This is a genomic window from Naumannella huperziae (assembly GCF_054073625.1).
In genome coordinates, this window is the sequence record NZ_JBSXPH010000001.1 from 1,780,252 (window position 1) to 1,798,247 (window position 17,996).

17 protein-coding genes and 2 tRNA genes are annotated in these 17,996 nt (G+C 70.9%); 12 read left to right on the top strand and 7 right to left on the bottom strand.

What is annotated here, in order from left to right; genetic code table 11:
• Window positions 1–24: 24 nt before the first annotated feature.
• A complete protein-coding gene (locus ACXDC7_RS08545; protein ID WP_459221853.1) occupies window positions 25–393 on the bottom strand; it encodes a thiol-disulfide oxidoreductase DCC family protein in 369 nt (122 codons plus the stop codon).
• A gap of 68 nt (window positions 394–461) precedes the next feature.
• On the opposite strand from ACXDC7_RS08545, the gene dnaG reads away from it, so the two are divergent.
• The 4 genes from dnaG (at window position 462) to ACXDC7_RS08565 (ending at window position 3,794) form a co-directional block, all read left to right on the top strand.
• Window positions 462–2,357, top strand: a complete 1,896-nt coding sequence (dnaG, locus tag ACXDC7_RS08550; protein WP_459221854.1) for a DNA primase — start codon at window positions 462–464, stop codon at window positions 2,355–2,357.
• 109 nt (window positions 2,358–2,466) lie between these two features.
• A complete protein-coding gene (locus ACXDC7_RS08555; RefSeq protein WP_459221855.1) occupies window positions 2,467–3,174 on the top strand; it encodes a sigma-70 family RNA polymerase sigma factor in 708 nt (235 codons plus the stop codon).
• Window positions 3,168–3,680 (top strand): hypothetical protein, encoded by a 513-nt coding sequence (locus ACXDC7_RS08560; RefSeq protein WP_459221856.1) that lies wholly within the window; start codon window positions 3,168–3,170, stop codon window positions 3,678–3,680. The genes ACXDC7_RS08555 and ACXDC7_RS08560 overlap by 7 nt, the downstream gene beginning before the upstream one ends.
• Before the next feature lie 38 nt (window positions 3,681–3,718).
• Window positions 3,719–3,794, top strand: a tRNA-Asn gene (locus tag ACXDC7_RS08565).
• A gap of 16 nt (window positions 3,795–3,810) precedes the next feature.
• On the opposite strand, the gene ACXDC7_RS08570 is transcribed toward ACXDC7_RS08565, so the two are convergent.
• Window positions 3,811–5,259, bottom strand: coding sequence for an alpha,alpha-trehalose-phosphate synthase (UDP-forming) (locus ACXDC7_RS08570; protein ID WP_179443937.1), 1,449 nt, complete (start codon window positions 5,257–5,259; stop codon window positions 3,811–3,813).
• 73 nt (window positions 5,260–5,332) lie between these two features.
• Between ACXDC7_RS08570 and otsB the strand changes: the two genes are divergently transcribed.
• Both otsB and ACXDC7_RS08580 read left to right on the top strand, forming a co-directional pair.
• Window positions 5,333–6,196: a trehalose-phosphatase gene (gene otsB / locus ACXDC7_RS08575; protein WP_459221857.1), complete on the top strand. Its 864-nt coding sequence runs from the start codon at window positions 5,333–5,335 to the stop codon at window positions 6,194–6,196.
• Window positions 6,197–6,421: 225 nt separating this feature from the next.
• Window positions 6,422–6,817: a hypothetical protein gene (locus ACXDC7_RS08580; protein ID WP_459221858.1), complete on the top strand. Its 396-nt coding sequence runs from the start codon at window positions 6,422–6,424 to the stop codon at window positions 6,815–6,817.
• On the opposite strand, the gene ACXDC7_RS08585 is transcribed toward ACXDC7_RS08580, so the two are convergent.
• Window positions 6,818–8,251, bottom strand: coding sequence for an aldehyde dehydrogenase family protein (locus ACXDC7_RS08585; protein WP_459221859.1), 1,434 nt, complete (start codon window positions 8,249–8,251; stop codon window positions 6,818–6,820). It lies immediately after the preceding gene.
• 465 nt (window positions 8,252–8,716) lie between these two features.
• Here ACXDC7_RS08585 and ACXDC7_RS08590 point away from each other — a divergent pair, with 465 nt between their 5' ends.
• The gene (locus ACXDC7_RS08590; protein ID WP_459221860.1) at window positions 8,717–9,058 is read left to right on the top strand and encodes a helix-turn-helix transcriptional regulator; all 342 of its coding nucleotides are present in this window, start codon (window positions 8,717–8,719) and stop codon (window positions 9,056–9,058) included.
• Window positions 9,045–10,289: a type II toxin-antitoxin system HipA family toxin gene (locus ACXDC7_RS08595; RefSeq protein WP_459221861.1), complete on the top strand. Its 1,245-nt coding sequence runs from the start codon at window positions 9,045–9,047 to the stop codon at window positions 10,287–10,289. The genes ACXDC7_RS08590 and ACXDC7_RS08595 overlap by 14 nt, the downstream gene beginning before the upstream one ends.
• A 245-nt stretch (window positions 10,290–10,534) precedes the next feature.
• Here the strand turns inward: ACXDC7_RS08595 and ACXDC7_RS08600 are convergent.
• From ACXDC7_RS08600 to ACXDC7_RS08615, 4 genes are all read right to left on the bottom strand, one after another.
• Window positions 10,535–10,611: transfer RNA gene (locus tag ACXDC7_RS08600), tRNA-Ile, on the bottom strand.
• 15 nt (window positions 10,612–10,626) lie between these two features.
• A complete protein-coding gene (locus ACXDC7_RS08605; protein ID WP_459221862.1) occupies window positions 10,627–11,850 on the bottom strand; it encodes a glycosyltransferase 87 family protein in 1,224 nt (407 codons plus the stop codon).
• Window positions 11,832–12,680, bottom strand: a complete 849-nt coding sequence (locus ACXDC7_RS08610; RefSeq protein ID WP_459221863.1) for an HAD hydrolase family protein — start codon at window positions 12,678–12,680, stop codon at window positions 11,832–11,834. Before ACXDC7_RS08610 ends, ACXDC7_RS08605 begins: the two co-directional genes overlap by 19 nt.
• On the bottom strand, window positions 12,677–13,567 hold the full coding sequence (locus ACXDC7_RS08615; protein ID WP_179443931.1) for a hypothetical protein: 891 nt from the start codon (window positions 13,565–13,567) through the stop codon (window positions 12,677–12,679). The genes ACXDC7_RS08610 and ACXDC7_RS08615 overlap by 4 nt, the downstream gene beginning before the upstream one ends.
• Before the next feature lie 243 nt (window positions 13,568–13,810).
• Between ACXDC7_RS08615 and ACXDC7_RS08620 the strand changes: the two genes are divergently transcribed.
• The 4 genes from ACXDC7_RS08620 to ACXDC7_RS08635 are packed head-to-tail and all read left to right on the top strand — an operon-like array spanning window position 13,811 to window position 17,936.
• Entirely contained in the window at window positions 13,811–14,959 is a 1,149-nt protein-coding gene (locus ACXDC7_RS08620) for an AAA family ATPase (RefSeq protein ID WP_425487392.1), read from the top strand.
• A gap of 15 nt (window positions 14,960–14,974) precedes the next feature.
• Window positions 14,975–16,009 (top strand): DUF58 domain-containing protein, encoded by a 1,035-nt coding sequence (locus ACXDC7_RS08625; protein ID WP_179446379.1) that lies wholly within the window; start codon window positions 14,975–14,977, stop codon window positions 16,007–16,009.
• The gene (locus tag ACXDC7_RS08630; RefSeq protein ID WP_343045827.1) at window positions 16,006–16,983 is read left to right on the top strand and encodes a VWA domain-containing protein; all 978 of its coding nucleotides are present in this window, start codon (window positions 16,006–16,008) and stop codon (window positions 16,981–16,983) included. Before ACXDC7_RS08625 ends, ACXDC7_RS08630 begins: the two co-directional genes overlap by 4 nt.
• The gene (locus tag ACXDC7_RS08635) at window positions 16,980–17,936 is read left to right on the top strand and encodes a VWA domain-containing protein (protein WP_179443929.1); all 957 of its coding nucleotides are present in this window, start codon (window positions 16,980–16,982) and stop codon (window positions 17,934–17,936) included. The genes ACXDC7_RS08630 and ACXDC7_RS08635 overlap by 4 nt, the downstream gene beginning before the upstream one ends.
• The last annotated feature ends 60 nt before the right edge of the window (window positions 17,937–17,996 follow it).

Consider the following 17,996-nt stretch of genomic DNA (forward strand, 5'->3'; position numbering starts at 1 on the left):
ACGGCGGCGGGCTGGGCGCCGCACTCAGCGCATGGCGCACGCGGCGGTGCCGCCGGGCAGCCGGTGCCGGTTGGCGGCGACGGCGCGGTAGGCGAGCTCGGCGAGGCGGCGTACCACCGGAAGCGCGAGGAACCGGCCGGCCAGCGCGAGTGGCCCACGATGCCAGATCAGCCACTGGGCCATGGCCTGCGCGCCGCCGAACGCGCTCCCGTCCGGCAGCACCAGCACCACCTCGCGCTCGGTGCGCTCGACAGGTACGCCGAGCTCGGCATCCTGCGCTGCGCGGATCTCCACATCGCGGGGGCCGCCGTCGTTCAGGCGGCTCGCCAGCGCGCCGGAGGTCGCGCGGCAGAACCCGCAGTCACCGTCGATCAGCAGCACCGGACGTTCCACACGGCCAGTCTATTCGCGCGCTCGATTCGCCTGGCGTCGGCGCCCGGCCCGCCGCGTACACTCGCCCCGTGCCAGGCCGGATCCATCCAGACGACATCGCCGAGGTGCGCGCCCGCGCCCGCATCGACGACATCGTCGGGTCCTATGTCACGCTGCGCAAGGCGGGCTCGGGCTCCCAGAAGGGGCTGTGCCCGTTCCACGACGAGAAGACGCCCAGCTTCCAGGTCACCCCGGCCCGCGGGTTCTTCTACTGCTTCGGCTGCGGCGAGGGCGGGGACGTGATCACCTTCCTGCAGAAGATCGACAACCTGTCCTTCGCCGAGGCGGTCGAGCGGCTGGCCGGGCGTACCGGCATCCAGTTGCGCTACACCGACGACGACCCGGGCGCGCGGTTCGAGCGCGGTCAGCGGATGCGGATCCTGGAGGCCAATGCGGCGGCGGCCGAGTGGTACGCCGCCCAGCTCGCCAAGCCCGAGGCGCTGACCGCGCGCCAGTTCCTGGACTCGCGCGGCTTCGACCGGGCGGCGGCCGAACAGTTCGGCGTCGGGTACGCCCCGCGCGGCGGGCGCGAGCTCGGCAATCACCTGCGCGGCAAGGGATTCGCCGACGCCGACCTGGTCGCCGCGGCGCTGATCCGCCCCCAGGGCTGGGACTTCTTCTCCGGCCGGCTGCTCTGGCCGATCCGCGACTCCGGATCGGCCGTGCTCGGCTTCGGCGGTCGCCGGCTCTACGACGACGACCGGCTGCCGGCCAAGTACCTCAACACCTCCGAGACCGCCGTCTACAAGAAGAGCCACGTGCTCTACGGCCTCGACCTGTCGCGGACAGCGATCGGCAAGCAGTCCCGCGCCGTGGTGGTGGAGGGCTACACCGACGTGATGGCCGCGCACCTGTCCGGGGTGGACACCGCGGTGGCCTCCTGCGGCACGGCGTTCGGCGATGATCATGCCCGGATGTTGCAGCGGCTGATGGGCAATCACGACGCCTTCCACGGCGAGGTGATCTTCACCTTCGACGGCGACGCGGCCGGTCAGAAGGCCGCGCTGAAGGTGTTCGACGGGGACAAGAACTTCATCGGGCAGACCTATGTCGCGATCGAACCGACCGGCCTCGACCCGTGCGATCTGCGGCTGCAGCACGGCGACGCGGCCGTGCGCGAGCTGGTCGCGCGCCGCGTACCGCTGTACCGGTTCGTGATGTCCAATGTGATCGCCGGATTCGATCTTGACCGGGCCGAGGGTCGCACCGCCGCGATGCGCGCGGCCGCGCCGCTGGTCAGCTCCATCCGCGACGCGTCGCTGGTCAACGGGTACGCCCGGGAGCTGGCGGGCATGATCGGGCTGGATGTCGAGGAGGTACGCCGGGAGGTGACCCGGGCCGCGGGTCGTGGCCCGGAGCGGGCGCCGCGGGCGCGCGACGCCGAGCCCGACGAGGCGCCCGTGGTGCCGGCGGCACAGTTGCCCGATCCGGCCGACCGGACGCTGGCCGTCGAGCGGGGCACCTGCCAACTGATGATCCAGCAGCCCGCCTTGTTCTCGCCCACCTGGGAGGACATCGAGGCCGCCGACTTCACCCACCCCGCCTACGCGGCGGTCTACGCCGCCGTGCTCGCCGCCTGGGACGGCAGCAACGATGGATCGGCCGAGAGTTCGGCAGGGGGGTCTGGCTGGGTGCAGGCCGTGCGGGCCAGCACGCCGCACGGCTCGGGCGAGGCGCTGGACCACCTGATCGCCTCGCTCGCGGTCGAGCCGCTGCTGGTCCGCGCCGACGAGCGCTACGTGCAGGAGTACGCGGCGAAACTGCGGCTGCTCACCACGATGCGCCGGATCGCCGACCTGAAGTCGAAGCTGCAGCGCACCAACCCGGTCGAACAGCAGACCGCCTACAACCAGATGTTCGCCGACCTGTTGGTGCTGGAGAACCGTCGCAAGAGCCTGCAGGCGGCGAGCATCGGCGTCGACTGACGCGCGTCGCGATTGTCGGATCCGGTGTTGTCCGGTTGTCTCCCGGATGCGGATCCACAGGCGCCCCGCGGCGACCTCCGGGGCCGGTGTCGGCGCGCAGGCTGGGTGCATGACCGCGATCCGTGTGCAGGCCCGGCCGTTGACCCATCGACTGCTGAGCGCCGAGGAGGAGCGCGAGCTGGCGCTCGACATCGAATGCGGCCTGATGGCCGCGCACCGGCTCGCCCGCGGGGCGTGCTCGGCGCCGGCCGCCGACGAGCTGGCGGAGTTGCGCCGCCGCGGTGAGACGGCGCGGGAGCTGCTGATCCGGCACAACCTGCGGCTGGTCGGCACGATCGCCGGCGAGGTCGCCCGGCGACACGACCAGCCCGTCACCGACCTGTTCCAGGAGGGCGTGCTGGGACTGATCGAGGCGATCGAGCGCTACGACCTGCGCCGCGGGGTACGCCTCGGCAGGTTCGCCGCCGTGCTGATCCGGGCCCGGGTGCGGGACTGGTGCGCCGAGCGTGGGCGGCGGGGCGCGCGGACGGACTACCTCGCCGATGTGATCGTGGAACCGCCCGATCCGGGTGCCGTCGAGGCATTCGACGCCGCCCTCGGCCGGCAGTTGCGTCGCGAGCTGCTGGCCTGCGTCGGGAAGACCGAACGGGCCGTGCTCGCGCTGCGCGTCGGCCTGGCCGGCCCCTGCCTCACACGTGCTGAGGCCGGGCGGCGCCTCGGCCTGCCGCCGGCCCGGGTGCGCAGCATCGAGCGGTCCGCGCTGGCCACCCTGCGCCGCGCATTCGCCGAGCCGGCGGGCAGACTGGGGCAATGCTGAATCGCCTGGCCAAGCCGGTCCGTCGCGATCTTGCCGGGCATCTGGGCGCCAGCCCGCGGGTGCTGGCGTGGGGCCGGGTGGTCGACGGCCGCTGGTGTGTCGCGTTGCCGGACCGGCTGGTCTGGGGCGGCGTACCGGAGGGGGCGGGGCAGTGGGAGGAGTTGGCGTACCACCTGATCGAGCACGGCGGCTGGAACGCCGAGCTGTCCGAGCTCGCCTGGACACGTACCGACGGTCGGCGGGGCAGCCTGCGGCTGGTCGACCCGGGACGGCTACCGGAGGCCTTCGTCGACCGGGTCAATGCGACCATCGTCGCACGGGAGCGCGTGCCGATCGAGGGCACCGACGACGGCGTGGTGATCAGCGGGCGCCGCGACCTGACCGATCCGGACGCCCCGCTGACCTGGCGGGCCAGCCCGATGCGCGGCACCAGGCTGTCCGATCCGCGGGTCGCCGCCGAGGTCGACGCGGCGATCGCGCGGGTCCGCGCCGAGTACGACATCTGAGGGGCGAACTGCTACAGTCTCTTCTCGCGTCTACGCGATCCCCTGTAGCTCAATTGGCAGAGCATTCGACTGTTAATCGAAGGGTTGCTGGTTCGAGTCCAGCCGGGGGAGCCAGTCCGGCTCGGCCGCCTCAGCGGCGTTCCAGATCGGCGAGGAAGCTGCTCGCCCAGTGATCGATGTCGTGGTCGAAGACCTGCTTGCGCATCGCCCGCATCCGCTTGGTCTTGGCCGCCGGGGTGTCGTTGATCGCCCGCATCAGCCCGGCCTTCAACCCGTTGATGTCATAGGGATTGACCAGGTAGGCCTGCTTCAGTTCGCGGGCGGCGCCGGCGAACTCGCTGAGCACCAGCGCCCCGGAATTGTCGTCGCGACAGGCCACGAACTCCTTGGCGACCAGGTTCATCCCGTCGCGCAGCGGGGTCACCATCATCACGTCGGCCGCGACATACATCGCCGCCATCTCCTCGCGCGGGTAGCTGGTGTGCAGGTAGGTGATCGGCGGATGTCCGATGGTGCCGATGTTGCCGTTCAGCCGGCCGACCAGCATGTCGATGTCGTCGCGCAGCCGGCGGTACTCCTGCACCCGCTCCCGCGAGGGGTTGGCGACCTGCAGGAAGACGGCGTCGGTCGCCGACAGCGACCCCTCGCCGATCAGCTCGCCGAAGGCCCGCAGCCGCTGCCGCAGCCCCTTCGTGTAGTCCAGCCGGTCGATGCCCAGCACCAGATGCTCCGGGTCGCCCAGGTCGCGGCGAATCTCCTCGGCCCGGGCGCGGACCTGCGGGGTGGCCGCCAGGTCGGCGAATCCCTGGGCGTCGATCGAAATGGGGTACGCCTGGGCCCGCACCTCGCGCCCGTCGGGCATCGTCACCACGTGCCGGTGCACGGACAGCCGGAGCATCCGGCGTACCAGCTCGACGAAGTTGTTCGCGCCGCCCGGGAGCTGGAAGCCGACCAGGTCGGCGCCGAGCATGCCCTCCAGGATCTCGCTGCGCCACGGCAACTGGCGAAACAGCTCCGCCGGCGGGAACGGGATGTGCAGGAAGTAGCCGATCCGCAGATCGGGGCGCAACTCGCGCAGCATCTTCGGCGCCAGGGAGAGCTGGTAGTCCTGGATCCACACCGTCGCGCCCTCGTTGGCCACCGCGGCGGCGCGATCGGCGAAACGCTGGTTGATCATCTTGTAGGTCTCCCACCACTCGCGGTGGAACTCCGGGTGCGCGACGACGTCGTGGTAGAGCGGCCACAGGGTCGCATTGGAGAAGCCCTCGTAGTACTCGGCGATCTCGTCCGCGCTCAGCTCGACCGGGACCAGCGCGAGGTCGTCGGAGACGAATGGCTCGAGCTTCTCGTCCGGGGCGCCGTGCCAGCCCACCCAGGCCCCGTCGTTGGCGCGCATCACGGGCTCCAAGGCGGTCACCAGCCCGCCGGGGGAGGTCCGCCAGTCCTCCGTGCCGTCGTCGTGGATAACTCGATCGACGGGCAGCCTGTTGGCCACCACCACGAAATCAGCTCCGGACGGGCTCGTCACCTGGTGCCTCCTCACAACCGCGGACAGCCTATCCAGCGCGGTTACGGGCATGTGTCGGGGTCGACAGATCGATCTTTGGTCCGCGGTGTTTGTCGCGAGCCTCGGGATGCGCCACGCTTGTCGCATGGTCGATGTCACCGACTCCGCCGCGGACGCGTTGGGGGTCACCTCCGAGGCCGCACGGCACGCACTCGACGCCGTCCTCGCCGATCCGGCAGGCACGCTCCTCGCGCTCGACTTCGATGGCACTCTCTCGCCGATCATCGACCGGCCGGAGGATGCCGTCATCCATCCCTGCGCAGCGGCGGCGCTCGATCGACTCGGTCAGTTGATCGGCACGGTCGCGATCATCACCGGACGCCCGGCAAAGGCCGCAGTTGACCTGGGCCGGCTTGATCAACTCGACGGGCTGGGTGACATGGTGGTGCTCGGCCAGTACGGCGCCGAGCGCTGGGACGCCGACACCGGGCGGTTCTACATCCCCCCGGTACCGACCAACATCGGGCAGGTCGAGTCCGAGGTGCACAAGATCATCGACGACCTCGGCCTGCGCGGGGTGAGCATCGAGAACAAGCACCGTGCCATCGGCGTCCACACCCGGACGGCCGACGACCCGGCCGGGTCCTTCGACATGCTGGTGGAACCGGTGACCCGGATTGCGGAGGAGAACGGCCTGCACGTGGAGCCCGGCCGCTCGGTCCTGGAGATCCGGCCGTCCGGCAGGGACAAGGGTGCGGCGCTGGCGGAGTTGATCATCGAGCGCGGTGCCCGGGCGGTGATCTTCGGCGGCGACGATCTCGGCGACGTGCCGGCCTTCGACGAGGTCGTGCGCCAGCGCGACGCCGGGCTGCCGGGGCTGCTGATCGCCTCGGCATCGGATGAGCAGAGCGCGCTGGTCGGTCGGGCGGATGTGGTACGCCACGGCCCGGCGGAGGTCGCGGAGTGGTTGAACGCGCTCGCCGACGAGTTGGAGCGCCGCGCCGCCTGAGACTGCCCGCCGGGAACTGCCCTGTGGACAACCCGTCCGGGCGGATGATCGCGGCGGCCGGAACGGCAAGGCTGGTGGCCATGCCGACCTCACGCCGCCGCAACCACCGTCGACCCGCCCGTCCGCCGGCCCCTGCCCGCGGGCCGTCCCGCCCGGCCGGGAACGTGACGGAGCTTGTGTTGCCGTCTCGCCCCGCGGTGCTCCCGGCGCACCTGCTGTGCGCCTGTGGGGACGAGTGCCCTGTTGACCGCGGCGGCCTGCACGGTGGGGCCGGCCATCCGGCGGCAGGCCTGGTTCCTGGTCTGCACCTCCGCCGGGCGGTTCGCGCCGGTGCTGCTGCCGTGTGACGACCTGCCCGCCGGAGCCGGGGCCGCCGACGCGTTGCTGGTCGGGCGGCTGCTCGAAACGGTCCTCGCGGAGACCCGCACCGATGCCGCGGTGATCATCTGGGAGTGCCCCGGCGACCGCCGCCTCGATTCCCGGACCCGCGCCTGGGCGCGGGCGATGGCCGAGCTGGCAGGGCGCGGGGAGGTACGCCTGCGCGGGCAGGTGCTCGCCCACGACACCGGCGTCCGCCTGCTCGGCGCCGCCGAACTGGGCGTCGCCGAGCAGGCGGGTTGATCAGCCGGCCGCCGGGGCGTACCCCATCACGGCCTTGGTCTCCAGGAAGTCGGCGAAGGCGTGCTCGCCCCACTCGCGGCCGTTGCCCGACTGCTTGTAGCCGCCGAACGGCGCGTTCGGGTCGATGCCGGGGTTGTTCACGCTGATCTGCCCGGCGCGCAGCCGCGATGCGACGCGCAGCGCCTCCTCGCGGTCCTCGCCGGCGACATAGCCCGCGAGCCCGTACGGGGTGTCGTTGCCCATCTCGACGGCCTGGTCGACGTCGTCGTAGCCGATCACCGTGACGACGGGGCCGAAGATCTCCTCCCGGGCGATCGTCATGTCGTTGGTCGCGTCGGTGAACACGGTCGGCTGGACGTAGTAGCCGGTCTCCAGACCCTCCGGCCGGCCCTCGCCGCCGGCGGCCACCGTGGCGCCCTCGTCGATGCCGGTCTTGATCAGTCCCTGGATCTTGTCGAACTGGGCCTGGGAGACGACCGGGCCGATCTTGGCGCCCGAGTCCGGCGCGCCCGGCGCGAAGCCCTCGACGGTCTGCTTGGCGATGTCGGCGACCTCACCCATCCGGGCGCGGGGGACGAACATCCGGGTCGGCGCATTGCAGGACTGGCCGGAGTTCTGCATCACCCCGCCGATGCCGGCGGCCACGTTCTTCGCGAACGAGTCGTCGTCGAGGATGATGTTGGGGCTCTTGCCGCCCAGCTCCTGTTGCACCCGCTTCACCGTCGGTGCGGCGTTCCTGGCGACCTCCACGCCGGCGCGCGTGGAGCCGGTGAACGAGACCATGTCCACGTCCGGGTGGCTGGCCAGCGCCGCGCCGACCGTCGGTCCATCGCCGTCGACCAGGTTGAACACGCCCTTGGGTACGCCGGCCGCATCCAGCACCTCGGCGAAGATGTGGGCCGAGAAGGGGGCCACCTCCGACGGCTTGAGCACCATCGTGCAGCCCGTGGCCAGGGCCGGGGCGACCTTGGCCGCGATCTGGTTCAGCGGCCAGTTCCACGGGGTGATCATGGCGACGACGCCGATCGGCTCCTTGACGATCCGGGTGGTGCCGGCGTCGCTGGTGAACGGGTATTCCTTCAACACCTGCAGGGCAGTGCTCAGGTGCACCAGCCCCATCGCCGCCTGGGCCTGCTGGGCGAGCGCAGCCGGCGCGCCCATCTCCTCGGTGACGGCGGCGGCCAGGTCCTCGTAGCGCTTCTGGTACTCCTCGACCACCCGCTCCAGGAGCGCGATCCGTTCCTCGCGGCTGGTTTGGCCATACGTGGCGAAGGCCGCCCGGGCGGCGGCGACGGCGGAGTCGACGTCGGATTCGCTGCCGAGCGAGATCGTGCCTGCCGCCTCCTCGGTGGCCGGATTGATCACCTCCAGCGGTTTCGCCTCGGCCGGCTCGACCCACTCGCCGTCGATGTAGAACTTCTGGTAATCGCGCATGTACGCCCTCGTCTCTCACGATCTCGGTTGCACCGTCCGACGGGTTGCAACTCCACGGCAAATTTAGGTCATCGTCGCTCGTCGCGGTCAGGCGCCTCAGCCCGATATGTCTCGTGCGCTCAGCCCATGGTCGTCGCGTTCGAGATGCTCGGTGCTCGGGTGGGTGCCGGTGTCTGCGCGGACCGCCCGCTTTGGGGTCAGCCAGCAGACGGTGCGCCATGCGCTTACGACCGAGGGGGTCGCGATCTGCCCGAGTGGTCGTCGTGTTCAAGTGACGACCTGATGCGCGGCTGGCCTCTCCTGCGTGAGCGCCTAACGCGTGCGTGAAGGCGCTTGGGCCTCGGCCTCAAACCGGGGCGCCCGGCAGGCCGGCTCCCGCACCACCAAAACCCTTCGACGATCCGGCGTCGCTGCTATGATAAAACAGGCTTAGAGGCGTCTGGATATGTTTTAAGGAGGTCAGTGATGGCGAAGCGCGCTGTCCCGTTGCGACCGCACGTGCAGGACGCCCTCAGTGTGTGGGGACAGCTCATCAGGCGCGGTCGGCTCGACCGCGCCTGGACAGCCAAGGACCTCGCGGCCCGCGCGAACGTCTCGGAGCAGACCGTGCTCGCCGCAGAGGCCGGCCACCGTGGCACCGCCGTCGGCACGATGATGGATCTGGCCGACCTCGTTGGCATCCCCCTCTTTGGGATCGAAGACCGCTCCGAGATCGCAATCCGTCGTCGGCGCGGCGAGGAGATGCTCGCTCTGCTCCCAAGCCGTATTCGCCGGTCGAAGGCAGGAACCATCGATGACGACTTCTGAGGAGCTCTATGTCTGGACGTGGCTACCAGGTCAAACCGAGCCCGTCCTGGCCGGGAGGGTGGACCAGACTGGGCCGCTCTTCACCTTCATCTACGCGTCGAGGTACCTGTCGCGGCCGGATGCCATCAGTCTGTTCGCGCCGGAGCTTCCGCTGCGCCGCGGCATCCAGGAGCCGGCAGACGGACTGACCATCGCGGGTGTCCTCAGGGACGGGAGTCCCGACAGGTGGGGGCGGGGTGTCATCGAACGCCGACGAGGTGCCACACCGAACTCCCTCAGCGAAATCGACTACATGCTGAGCTCCAGCTCGAATCGCTTCGGAGCGCTGGACTTCCAAACCAGTCGTGAGACCTACGTTCCGCGGGATAACTCGGCGACCCTCGATGAGCTGCACGAGGCCTCGATGAGGCTGGAGAGGGGCGGAAGTCTATCAGCGGGCCTCGACGCTGCGCTGATACATGGCACAAGCCTGGGAGGCGCCCGGCCGAAGGTGACCCTCACCAGCAACGATGGGAGTCAGTGGCTCGCGAAGTTCGCGTCATCAGACGATCACGTGTTCTCCGTGGTGAATGCCGAGGCCGCGATGCTCGAGCTTGCGCGCAGGGCAGGTATCACGGTCCCCGAGAGCAAGGTCGTCTCGTCTCTTGGTAAAGAGGTACTTCTCGTCCGGCGGTTCGACCGAGATGCCACAGGAGGAAGGCGCCACGTAGTATCCGGTCTGACAATGGCGCAGACCGACGAGATGTACGCACGGTACGTGTCCTATCCACAGATCCTCGATGTGCTTCGTTCATACGCGGAGGATGCGGCTCAGCCCGGGCCCGAGCTTTTCCGGCGCATCGCGATGAACATCGCCATCAGCAACAACGATGACCACGCCCGGAATCACGCCGCATTCTGGGACGGGAGGCACCTGGAGCTGACCCCGGTCTACGACCTCTCGCCCGGGCAACGGTCCGGAGACACGTTCGAGCAGGCAATGGCTTTCGGGCGGGGCGAGCACGGCGCGAAGGTGTCCCGATTCGCGGCTCTGGTACGCGAGTCGGAGACCTACGGGCTCTGCGCCGCACAAGCTCGGGACATCGTCGATCATCTCGTGTCGGCTATCCGTGACAACTGGAACGACGCTGCGGAGGTCGCGCGCTTGAGCGCCGCCGACAAGAAGAGCCTTCGCGAGAGACAGATTCTGCCGAAGGCGGCCTTCTTCGACTATGCAGATGCGCCGCTCTGACGAGCCAACCGTGGACCCAGATTGTAGGCTTTCGACGGCTTGGTCGATGTGGGCTTGTACCGACTTGATGCCTGCGATGACGCGATTGAACAGTGCCAGGGTTGCTGGCACGTAGACGTATGTCCCTTCGAGGTGCTGCTGGACCCCGAGGTCAACGCCAACGCCCTCAACTGGACCCAGAACGACGACAATGCCCGAACCCAGCCAATGACTCTGTTGGCAAGGGTTCGAGCCTTGTGTGCCGGTGGTGGGGCGGGCGGGGCTCGAACCCGCGACCCAGGGATTATGAGTCCCCTGCTCTGACCTGCTGAGCTACCGCCCCGTGCCGGGCGGAAGCCTATCCGGTCGCGGCCGCGGTGGCCCCCGCGCGTGGCCGGGCGCGGATCCGGCGTACCCCGAGGACCAGGGCGGTACCGAGGAAGATCAGGGCGAGCGCCAGGCCGGCGGCGTCGGCCAGCCGGATCCACAGCGGCCAGGTCTCCTGCTCGGCATAGGGCAACAGGTTGAACGGCGCCAGCGCCACATAGCCGACCAGTGCCCATCCGCTGACCCGCAGCCCCCACGGGATGCCCGCCCGCCGCAACAGCACCAGGCCGAGCGGCAGCACCCACACGTAGTGGTGCGACCACGAGATGGGCGAGGCGACCAGTGCGGCGAAGCCGGTCAGGCAGAGCCCGAGGGCCGGTTGGTCCAGGCGCTGCCACAGCGCGCCCGCGGCCAGCCCGGCCAGGCCGGCGACCGCGGCCACCGCGAGGGCCGGGCGCTGGGCGTCCGCGCCGAAGAGCCGCACGGCATTGCCGAGCACGGACTGGTTCGTGTAGTGGAAGATCCCGTCGTTGATCCCGGAGTCGCCGCCCACCAGCCGCGTCCAGAACGTCACCGATGCCCCCGGCAGGATCGCGAATCCGATGATCACCGACGCGAGGAAGGTGCCGAAGATGATCAATGCCACCCGGCGCCGTCCGGCCAGGAACTGTTGGACGGCGAAGATTCCGGGTGTCAGCTTGATCCCGGTCGCCACCCCGGCGAGCCAGCCGACCGGCCCCCGGCGGCGGCGACCGGGTGCCGGCAACAGGTCCAGCAGCACCAGCGCCAGCAAGGCGATGTTGATCTGCCCGAAGGCGATCGTGATCCGGATCGGCTCGACGGCGATGATCACCGCCGCGGTGAAGACGCTGAGCCGCCAGCCGGCCAGCCCGAACCGGCGCCCGATCAGCATCAGCAGGCCCGCATTCAGCACGGCCCAGGCGATCACCGCGACCGGCCAGGCGAGCAGCGCCAGCGGCACGGAGAGCAGGGCCGCGAACGGCGGATAGATGAACGGCCAACCGCCGACGGGGCGGGCGTAGAAGTCCTGCCCGGTGAGCACCTGCTCGCCGGCCCGCCGGTAGATGCCGAGGTCCAGGGCGAACGGCTCGAACGGGATCAGCGTCCCCAGCTCGAGCCCGACCGCACCGACGGCGATCGCGACCAGCGCCGGCGGAACCAGCAGGGCGAGCGCGCGGACCCAGCGCGCCGGGCCGCCGCGCGTACCCGCTGCGGTCACTCCCGGCCCAGCCACGACAAGATCGTCCGCCCGACCGCGGAATCGGCGTTCGAGCCGATCGCCGGCGCCCCCAGCCCCGCCAGGCTGGCGTGCGCGTGCGCCATCACGTACGGGCGGCCCACCCAGCCGAGCATCTCGGCATCGTTGGGCATGTCGCCGAATGCGGCCACGTCGGCCGCGTCGATCCCGAGCCCCCGGCAGTACTCGGCCAGCGTCGAGGCCTTCGACACCCCGGCGGCGCTGATCTCCAGCAGCCCTAGATCGCCGAACGAGGAATGCGTCACCGTGACCCGGTCCCCGAGCAGGGGTTCGACGATCGCGTGCAGGTCGTCGGAGCTGTACGCCACATGCTGCACCAGCAGCTTGATCACCGGTCCCGCCCCGACCAGCTCCTCGGCCGGCGCCACGGTGGACTGTTCCGGATGATGATCGGCGCTGTTGCGGACATAGTCGGGTTCGGTGCCGAACCGCAGGCCCAGCTCCACCCCGAACGCCACGCCGGGCACCCGCTCGCGGATCATCGCGACCACCTCAGCCACCAGTGCGGCCGGCAGCGGGTGGCTGATCAGGGGCCGGTCGTCCGACAGGTCGAAGACCAGCGCCCCGTTGGAGCAGATCACCCGCTGCTCGTCGCACGGCAGGCCGCGCAGCACGTCCAGCCAGCGCGGCGGCCGGCCGGTCGCGAAGACCACCCCGATCCCGGCGTCGCGGGCGGCGGCGATCGCGGCCAGGTTGAGCTCGGAGACCGTTCCGTCCGGTGACAGGAACGTGCCGTCCAGATCGGAGGCGATCAACCGCGGCAGCTCACCCGCCGGTGGAGGGTACGCCGCGGCAGCGCGGGTCACAGCCGCGACCTCGTGGTCGGCGCCCCGGGCCCGCTCGACTCGCCGCCGGGCGACGGCGAACGCGATTCGCTCGGCGAGGCGCTGCCGGAGTCCTGGCCGCTCGGTTCCGGGCTCCCCGACTGCGAGCCGCCGTCGCTGGGCTGCGGGCTGGACGAATCCTGGCCGTCGCTCGGCTCCTGCGACTGCGGGCTGCCAGAGCCCGAGCCACCGCCCTGGGTCGGCTGGATGATGGGCGGCGGCTGCTGGGGCGGCTCGTTGCGGAAGATCAGGATCGCGATCAGCACCGCGAGGGCGGCCAGCAACAACATCAGCAGCCAACTGATCAGGATGCTCACCCAGCCGGCCCGGTCGAACCGGCCCGGCCACGGCAGCGGCCACATCCGGGTCAGCCCGGGTGCGATCCGCTGGATCCAGGGGAGCTGGTAATCCGGCCCGCTCGGGGTGCCCTGGGGGGCGACATCGGCGAGCTGGACCTCGCGCAGCAGCCCGTCGGCCACCCGCACCGGGCCGTCGGTGCCGTCGGCGGCCAGCGCCACCCAGGGGGCGGGCTCGCGCGGGTTCGCCGCGGGTGGGGCGCCGGTGGATTCGTCGACGAACCGGCGCCCGAGCCGACCGTCGGCCTGGCCGTCGCCGCCGCGGGCCACCACGTCGTCGATGTGCAGGTCGTTGATCACCCCGGCGAACCGGTCGCGGGCCGCCGGGTCCTCCGCGGCGCCGGAGTTGAGCTGGACCAGGATCACATCGGAGCGGCCGTCGGCGCGCGGTGTGGTGCTGTGGGCCAGGAATCCGGTGCCGGATTCGTGCGCCGCGACCCGGGCATCCAGCCAGAAGCCTCCGATCCTGGGCGGATCGGAGGCCGTCAGCGGGTACAGGTCGGGTGCGGGCATCGCTCCTCATTCCATCACGTCCGGAGCCGACAACGCCCCGCCTGCCCGGCATCGCGCGCCGGGTCGCCGACCATTCTGCCGGGTCCGGCGGCACACCCGGGCGAGTGCACAGGGCCCGCACAGGCCGCACCGAGCAAGATAAGCGAGCAACCCCCGCGCGGGTATCGTTGACCCGGCGGTCGGCTCCCGGTGCCGGCCGCGGCCGGCGTCCGCCGCCGTCACCCCGACCCGCAGGAGTTGTTCGTGAGCCCCAGCCCGTCCGACCAGCCAACCGGTCAGTTGTCGAACCAGGAGGCCGCGCGCCTCCTCGGCGAGTCGATCGCGCAGGTGCAACGGGTCATCGTCGGCCAGGACCACATGGTCGAGCAGCTGATGGTGTCGCTGCTGGCGCGCGGGCACTGCCTGCTCGAGGGCGTACCGGGCGTCGCCAAGACGCTGGCCGTGCGCAGCTTCGCCACGGTCGTCGGCGGCAGCTTCGCCCGCATCCAGTTCACCCCCGATCTGGTGCCCTCCGACATCGTCGGCACCCGCATCTACTCCCAGAGCAGCGAGTCCTTCGAGGTCGAGCTCGGCCCGATCTTCGTCAACTTCGTCCTCGCCGACGAGATCAACCGCGCCCCGGCCAAGGTGCAGTCGGCGATGCTGGAGTTGATGGCGGAGAAGCAGGTCTCGCTCGGCGGCCAGACCCACCCCACCCCGAATCCGTTCATCGTGATCGCCACCCAGAACCCGGTGGAGTCCGAGGGCGTCTACCCGCTGCCCGAGGCCCAGCGCGACCGGTTCCTGCTCAAGGTCGACGTGCCCTATCCGCGCGGCAACGAGGAATTCGAGATCCTGCGCCGGATGAGCGTGCACCCGCCCGAGGCGCGCAACGTCCTCTCCCCGGAGCTGGTACGCCAACTGCAGGACATGGCCTCCGACGTGTTCGTGCACAACCTCGTCGCCGAGTACATCGTCCGGCTGGTGCTGGCCACCCGCTCGCCGGCCGAGTTCGACATGCCCGACCTGGCGTCGGTGATCCAGATCGGGGCGAGCCCGCGCGCCACCCTCGGCCTGGTCGCCGCCTCGCGTGCCCTGGCGCTGATCCACGGCCGCGACTACGTGCTGCCGACCGATGTCCAGGCCGTCGCCAAGGACGTGATGGCCCACCGGCTGGTGCTCGGCTTCGACGCCGTCGCCGACAACATCGAGCCCGGCCAGGTGATCGAGCGGATCCTTGCCATGGTGCCGGCGCCGACGCCGGTCTGGGAGGGTGAGCAGGGCTCGCAGGACCAGCCGCAACTCCAGCCCGGCCAGCCTCAGGGCCAGCCGCACGGGCAGGGCCAGCCGCACGGGCAGGCCCAGCCGGGTCCGGCATTCCCGCCGCCCGGGCAGCAGTTCCCGCGGGGCTGAGCAGTGGCCGCGCCCCTGCATTCCGCGCCGCACAGCTCCACCGCGGCGCTCCGCTCGGTCGTCGAGGTCCCGCGGGCCGCGACGCTGCCGATCAGCCAGCTCGCGCCCGAGGCGGCGCTGCGCCGCCTCGAGTTGACCATCGCCCGGCGCCTGGACGGGTTCCTGCACGGCGATCATCTCGGGCTGCTGCCCGGCGCCGGCTCCGAGCACAACGACGCGCGCCCCTACCAGCCCGGCCAGGACGACGTCCGTCGGATGGACTGGGCGGTCACGGCGCGGACCACCGTGCCGCACGTCCGCGACACCGTCGCCGACCGCGAGCTGGAGGTCTGGGCACTGCTCGACGCCTTCCCCAAGATGAACTGGGGCACCGCGGGCGTCACCAAGCGTGACCTCGGCATCGCCGCCATCGCCACCATCGGGTTCCTCGGCCAGCGTCAGGGTGACCGGTTCGGCGGCGCCATCCTGCGGCCCGACGGGATCCGCCGGCTGCCGGCGGGCGCCGGGCGTACCGCGCTCTACGGTCTGCTCCGCCGGCTGCTGACCGACCCGATCGTGCCCGACCACACGCCCGCCCGGACCAGCCTCGCCGACGGCATCGAGCACCTGAACCGAACCGAGCGGCGCCGGGGCCTGCGGGTCATCGTGTCCGACTTCGTGACCGCCGGCGACACCGAGCTCGACCCGGACGTCGAGCCGGCCTGGGAGCGTCCGATCCGGCACATGTCGGCGCGCCAGCAGGTCCTGGCCGTCGAGGTGGTGGATGCCCGCGAGCTCGACTTCCCGAATGTCGGCGAGGTGCTGATCCGCGACCCCGAGACGACCTTCGAGCGCTATGTGAACACGTCGGACTCCGGGGCCCGCGACCGGATGAATGCGGTCGCGGCCGCCCAGCGCGAGCGGATCCGGATCGCGCTGCGCCGGGCCGGTGCCGGGCACATCCAGTTGCGCACCGATGCTGACTGGGTCGCCGACATCGCCCGCTTCGTGCTGGCCTACCGGCGGGTGGCGAGCCGGCTGCACGCGCCGCCGCGGGGGGTCGCCCGGTGAACCCGCTGGACTACCTGGTGCCGGAGTCGCTGGACTTCCCGCAGCGGCTGCTGGCGCTGCTCGCGATCCCGCTGCTCGCCGGGGCGTACCTGCTGCTGTCTCGCCGGCGCAACCGCAAGGCCATGCGCTTCACCAACACCGCCATGCTGGAGCTGGCGATGCCTCGGACCTCGCAGTGGCGGCGCCACCTGGCCGTGGCGATGGCGTTGCTCAGCCTCGTCACGCTGACGGTCGCCTGGGCCAAGCCGGTCGGCCTGGACCGGGTACGCGTGGAGCGGGCGACCGTGGTGGTGGTGCTCGATGTGTCGCAGTCGATGGCGGCGACCGATGTCGAGCCGAGCCGGATCGAGGCGGCCAAGACGGCGGCGACGGAGTTCGTCAACGGGGTGCCGCCGACCTACAACGTGGCCCTGGTCAGCCTGTCCGGCAATCCCGGTGTGGTCGTCCCGCCGACGCTGAACCGGCAGGCCGTCGAGGGCGCGATCGCCCAGCTCGAACTGCGCGACTCCACCGCGATCGGCGAGTCGATCGTGGTCGCCATGAACGCCCTGCAGCAGGCGCCGAAGGGCGACGGTGACGAGCCGCCGCCGGGCGCGATCGTGGTGTTGTCCGACGGGCAGACCAATGTCGGCCGGCCGGGGGTGCAGGGCGCTGCGGTGGCGGCCGACGCCGGCGTACCGGTCTTCACCATCGCCTACGGCACCGAGAACGGCTACGTCGATCTCGACAACGAGCGCCAGCCGGTGCCGGTGAATGTCGAGGAGATGCGGCAGATCGCCGAGCGCAGCGGCGGTCGGGCGCTGACGGCGTCCTCGGCCGAGGAACTGCGCAATGTCTACCAACAGGTGGAATCCGAGGTGGGCTTCGAGGAGGCGCGGCGCGATGTCACCGCGCGCTATGCAATGTATGCCGGCGTGTTCGCCGTCCTGGCCGCGCTGAGCACGATCTCGTTGAGTGCGAGGTGGCCGTCATGATCAACGACTGGATCCAGTTCCTGAACCCCGAGCGGCTGTGGTGGCTGCTGCTGGTGCCGGCGCTGGCCGGGCTCTACGGGCTGTTCTGCTGGCTGCGCCGCGACCGCGGCCGCAGCAGCTGGCAGGCGGTGCAGCAACTGGTGCAGCGCGAGCCCGCCTGGAAGCGTCACCTCGCCGTGGTGCTGGCGCTGGCCAGCCTGACCGCGCTGGTGGTGGCCTATGCCCGGCCGAAGCAGCAGGTGGACGTGCCGCGCGAGCGGGCCACCATCGTGGTGACCATGGACGTCTCGCTGTCGATGGAGGCCGAGGACGTCGCGCCGAACCGGCTGGCGGCCGCCAAGGCCGGCGCCACCGCATTCATCGAGTCGCTGCCGCCCGGCTACAACGTCAGCGTCGTCGCGTTCGCCGCGACCGCGCAGATCCTGGTCCCGCCGACCCCGGACCGCGAGCGGGCGACCGCCGCGATCGACCAGCTCACGCTGATGCCGTCGACCGCGATCGGCGAGGGCATCCTCAGCTCGCTCGATGCGCTGCTGCAGCTTCCGCCGACCGACAACGGCGAGCAGCTCCCCGCCCGGATCGTGTTGCTGTCCGACGGCAAGACGACGTGGGGTACGCCGGCCGCCCAGGCGGCCCAGGTCGCCCGCGACCGCAATGTGCCCGTCTACACGATCGCCTACGGCACCCAGGACGGCTATGTGGAGATCGACGGCCGCCGCGAGCCCGTCCCGGTCGACCACAACGAGCTGGAGGCCGTCGCCCGGATCTCCGGGGGCCAGGCCTACGAGGCCGCGTCTGCCGAACAGCTCCGCGAGGTCTATGCCAACATCTCCTCCTCGGTCGGCTACGAGAAGGTCGACCAGGAGGTGACCAGCCGCTACGCCGGTTTCGGTCTGTTGTTCGCGTTGTTGTCTGCCGTCGGCGTCGTCTCGCTCGCCGCGCGCTGGCCGTGAGGTGAGAACGGTGCGCAGGGCTCGAATGGGCGGGACTCGAATGGGCGGGACTCGGATGGG

Excerpts from the sequence above, each read along its gene's own strand:
- ACXDC7_RS08555 (WP_459221855.1), top strand. The coding sequence starts at position 2,467 with ATGACCGCGATCCGTGTGCAGGCCCGGCCGTTGACCCATCGACTGCTG.
- ACXDC7_RS08560 (WP_459221856.1), top strand. The coding sequence starts at position 3,168 with ATGCTGAATCGCCTGGCCAAGCCGGTCCGTCGCGATCTTGCCGGGCAT.
- ACXDC7_RS08570 (WP_179443937.1), bottom strand. The coding sequence starts at position 5,259 with ATGCCCGTAACCGCGCTGGATAGGCTGTCCGCGGTTGTGAGGAGGCAC.
- otsB (WP_459221857.1), top strand. The coding sequence starts at position 5,333 with ATGGTCGATGTCACCGACTCCGCCGCGGACGCGTTGGGGGTCACCTCC.
- ACXDC7_RS08585 (WP_459221859.1), bottom strand. The coding sequence starts at position 8,251 with ATGCGCGATTACCAGAAGTTCTACATCGACGGCGAGTGGGTCGAGCCG.
- ACXDC7_RS08590 (WP_459221860.1), top strand. The coding sequence starts at position 8,717 with ATGGCGAAGCGCGCTGTCCCGTTGCGACCGCACGTGCAGGACGCCCTC.
- ACXDC7_RS08595 (WP_459221861.1), top strand. The coding sequence starts at position 9,045 with ATGACGACTTCTGAGGAGCTCTATGTCTGGACGTGGCTACCAGGTCAA.
- ACXDC7_RS08615 (WP_179443931.1), bottom strand. The coding sequence starts at position 13,567 with ATGCCCGCACCCGACCTGTACCCGCTGACGGCCTCCGATCCGCCCAGG.
- ACXDC7_RS08635 (WP_179443929.1), top strand. The coding sequence starts at position 16,980 with ATGATCAACGACTGGATCCAGTTCCTGAACCCCGAGCGGCTGTGGTGG.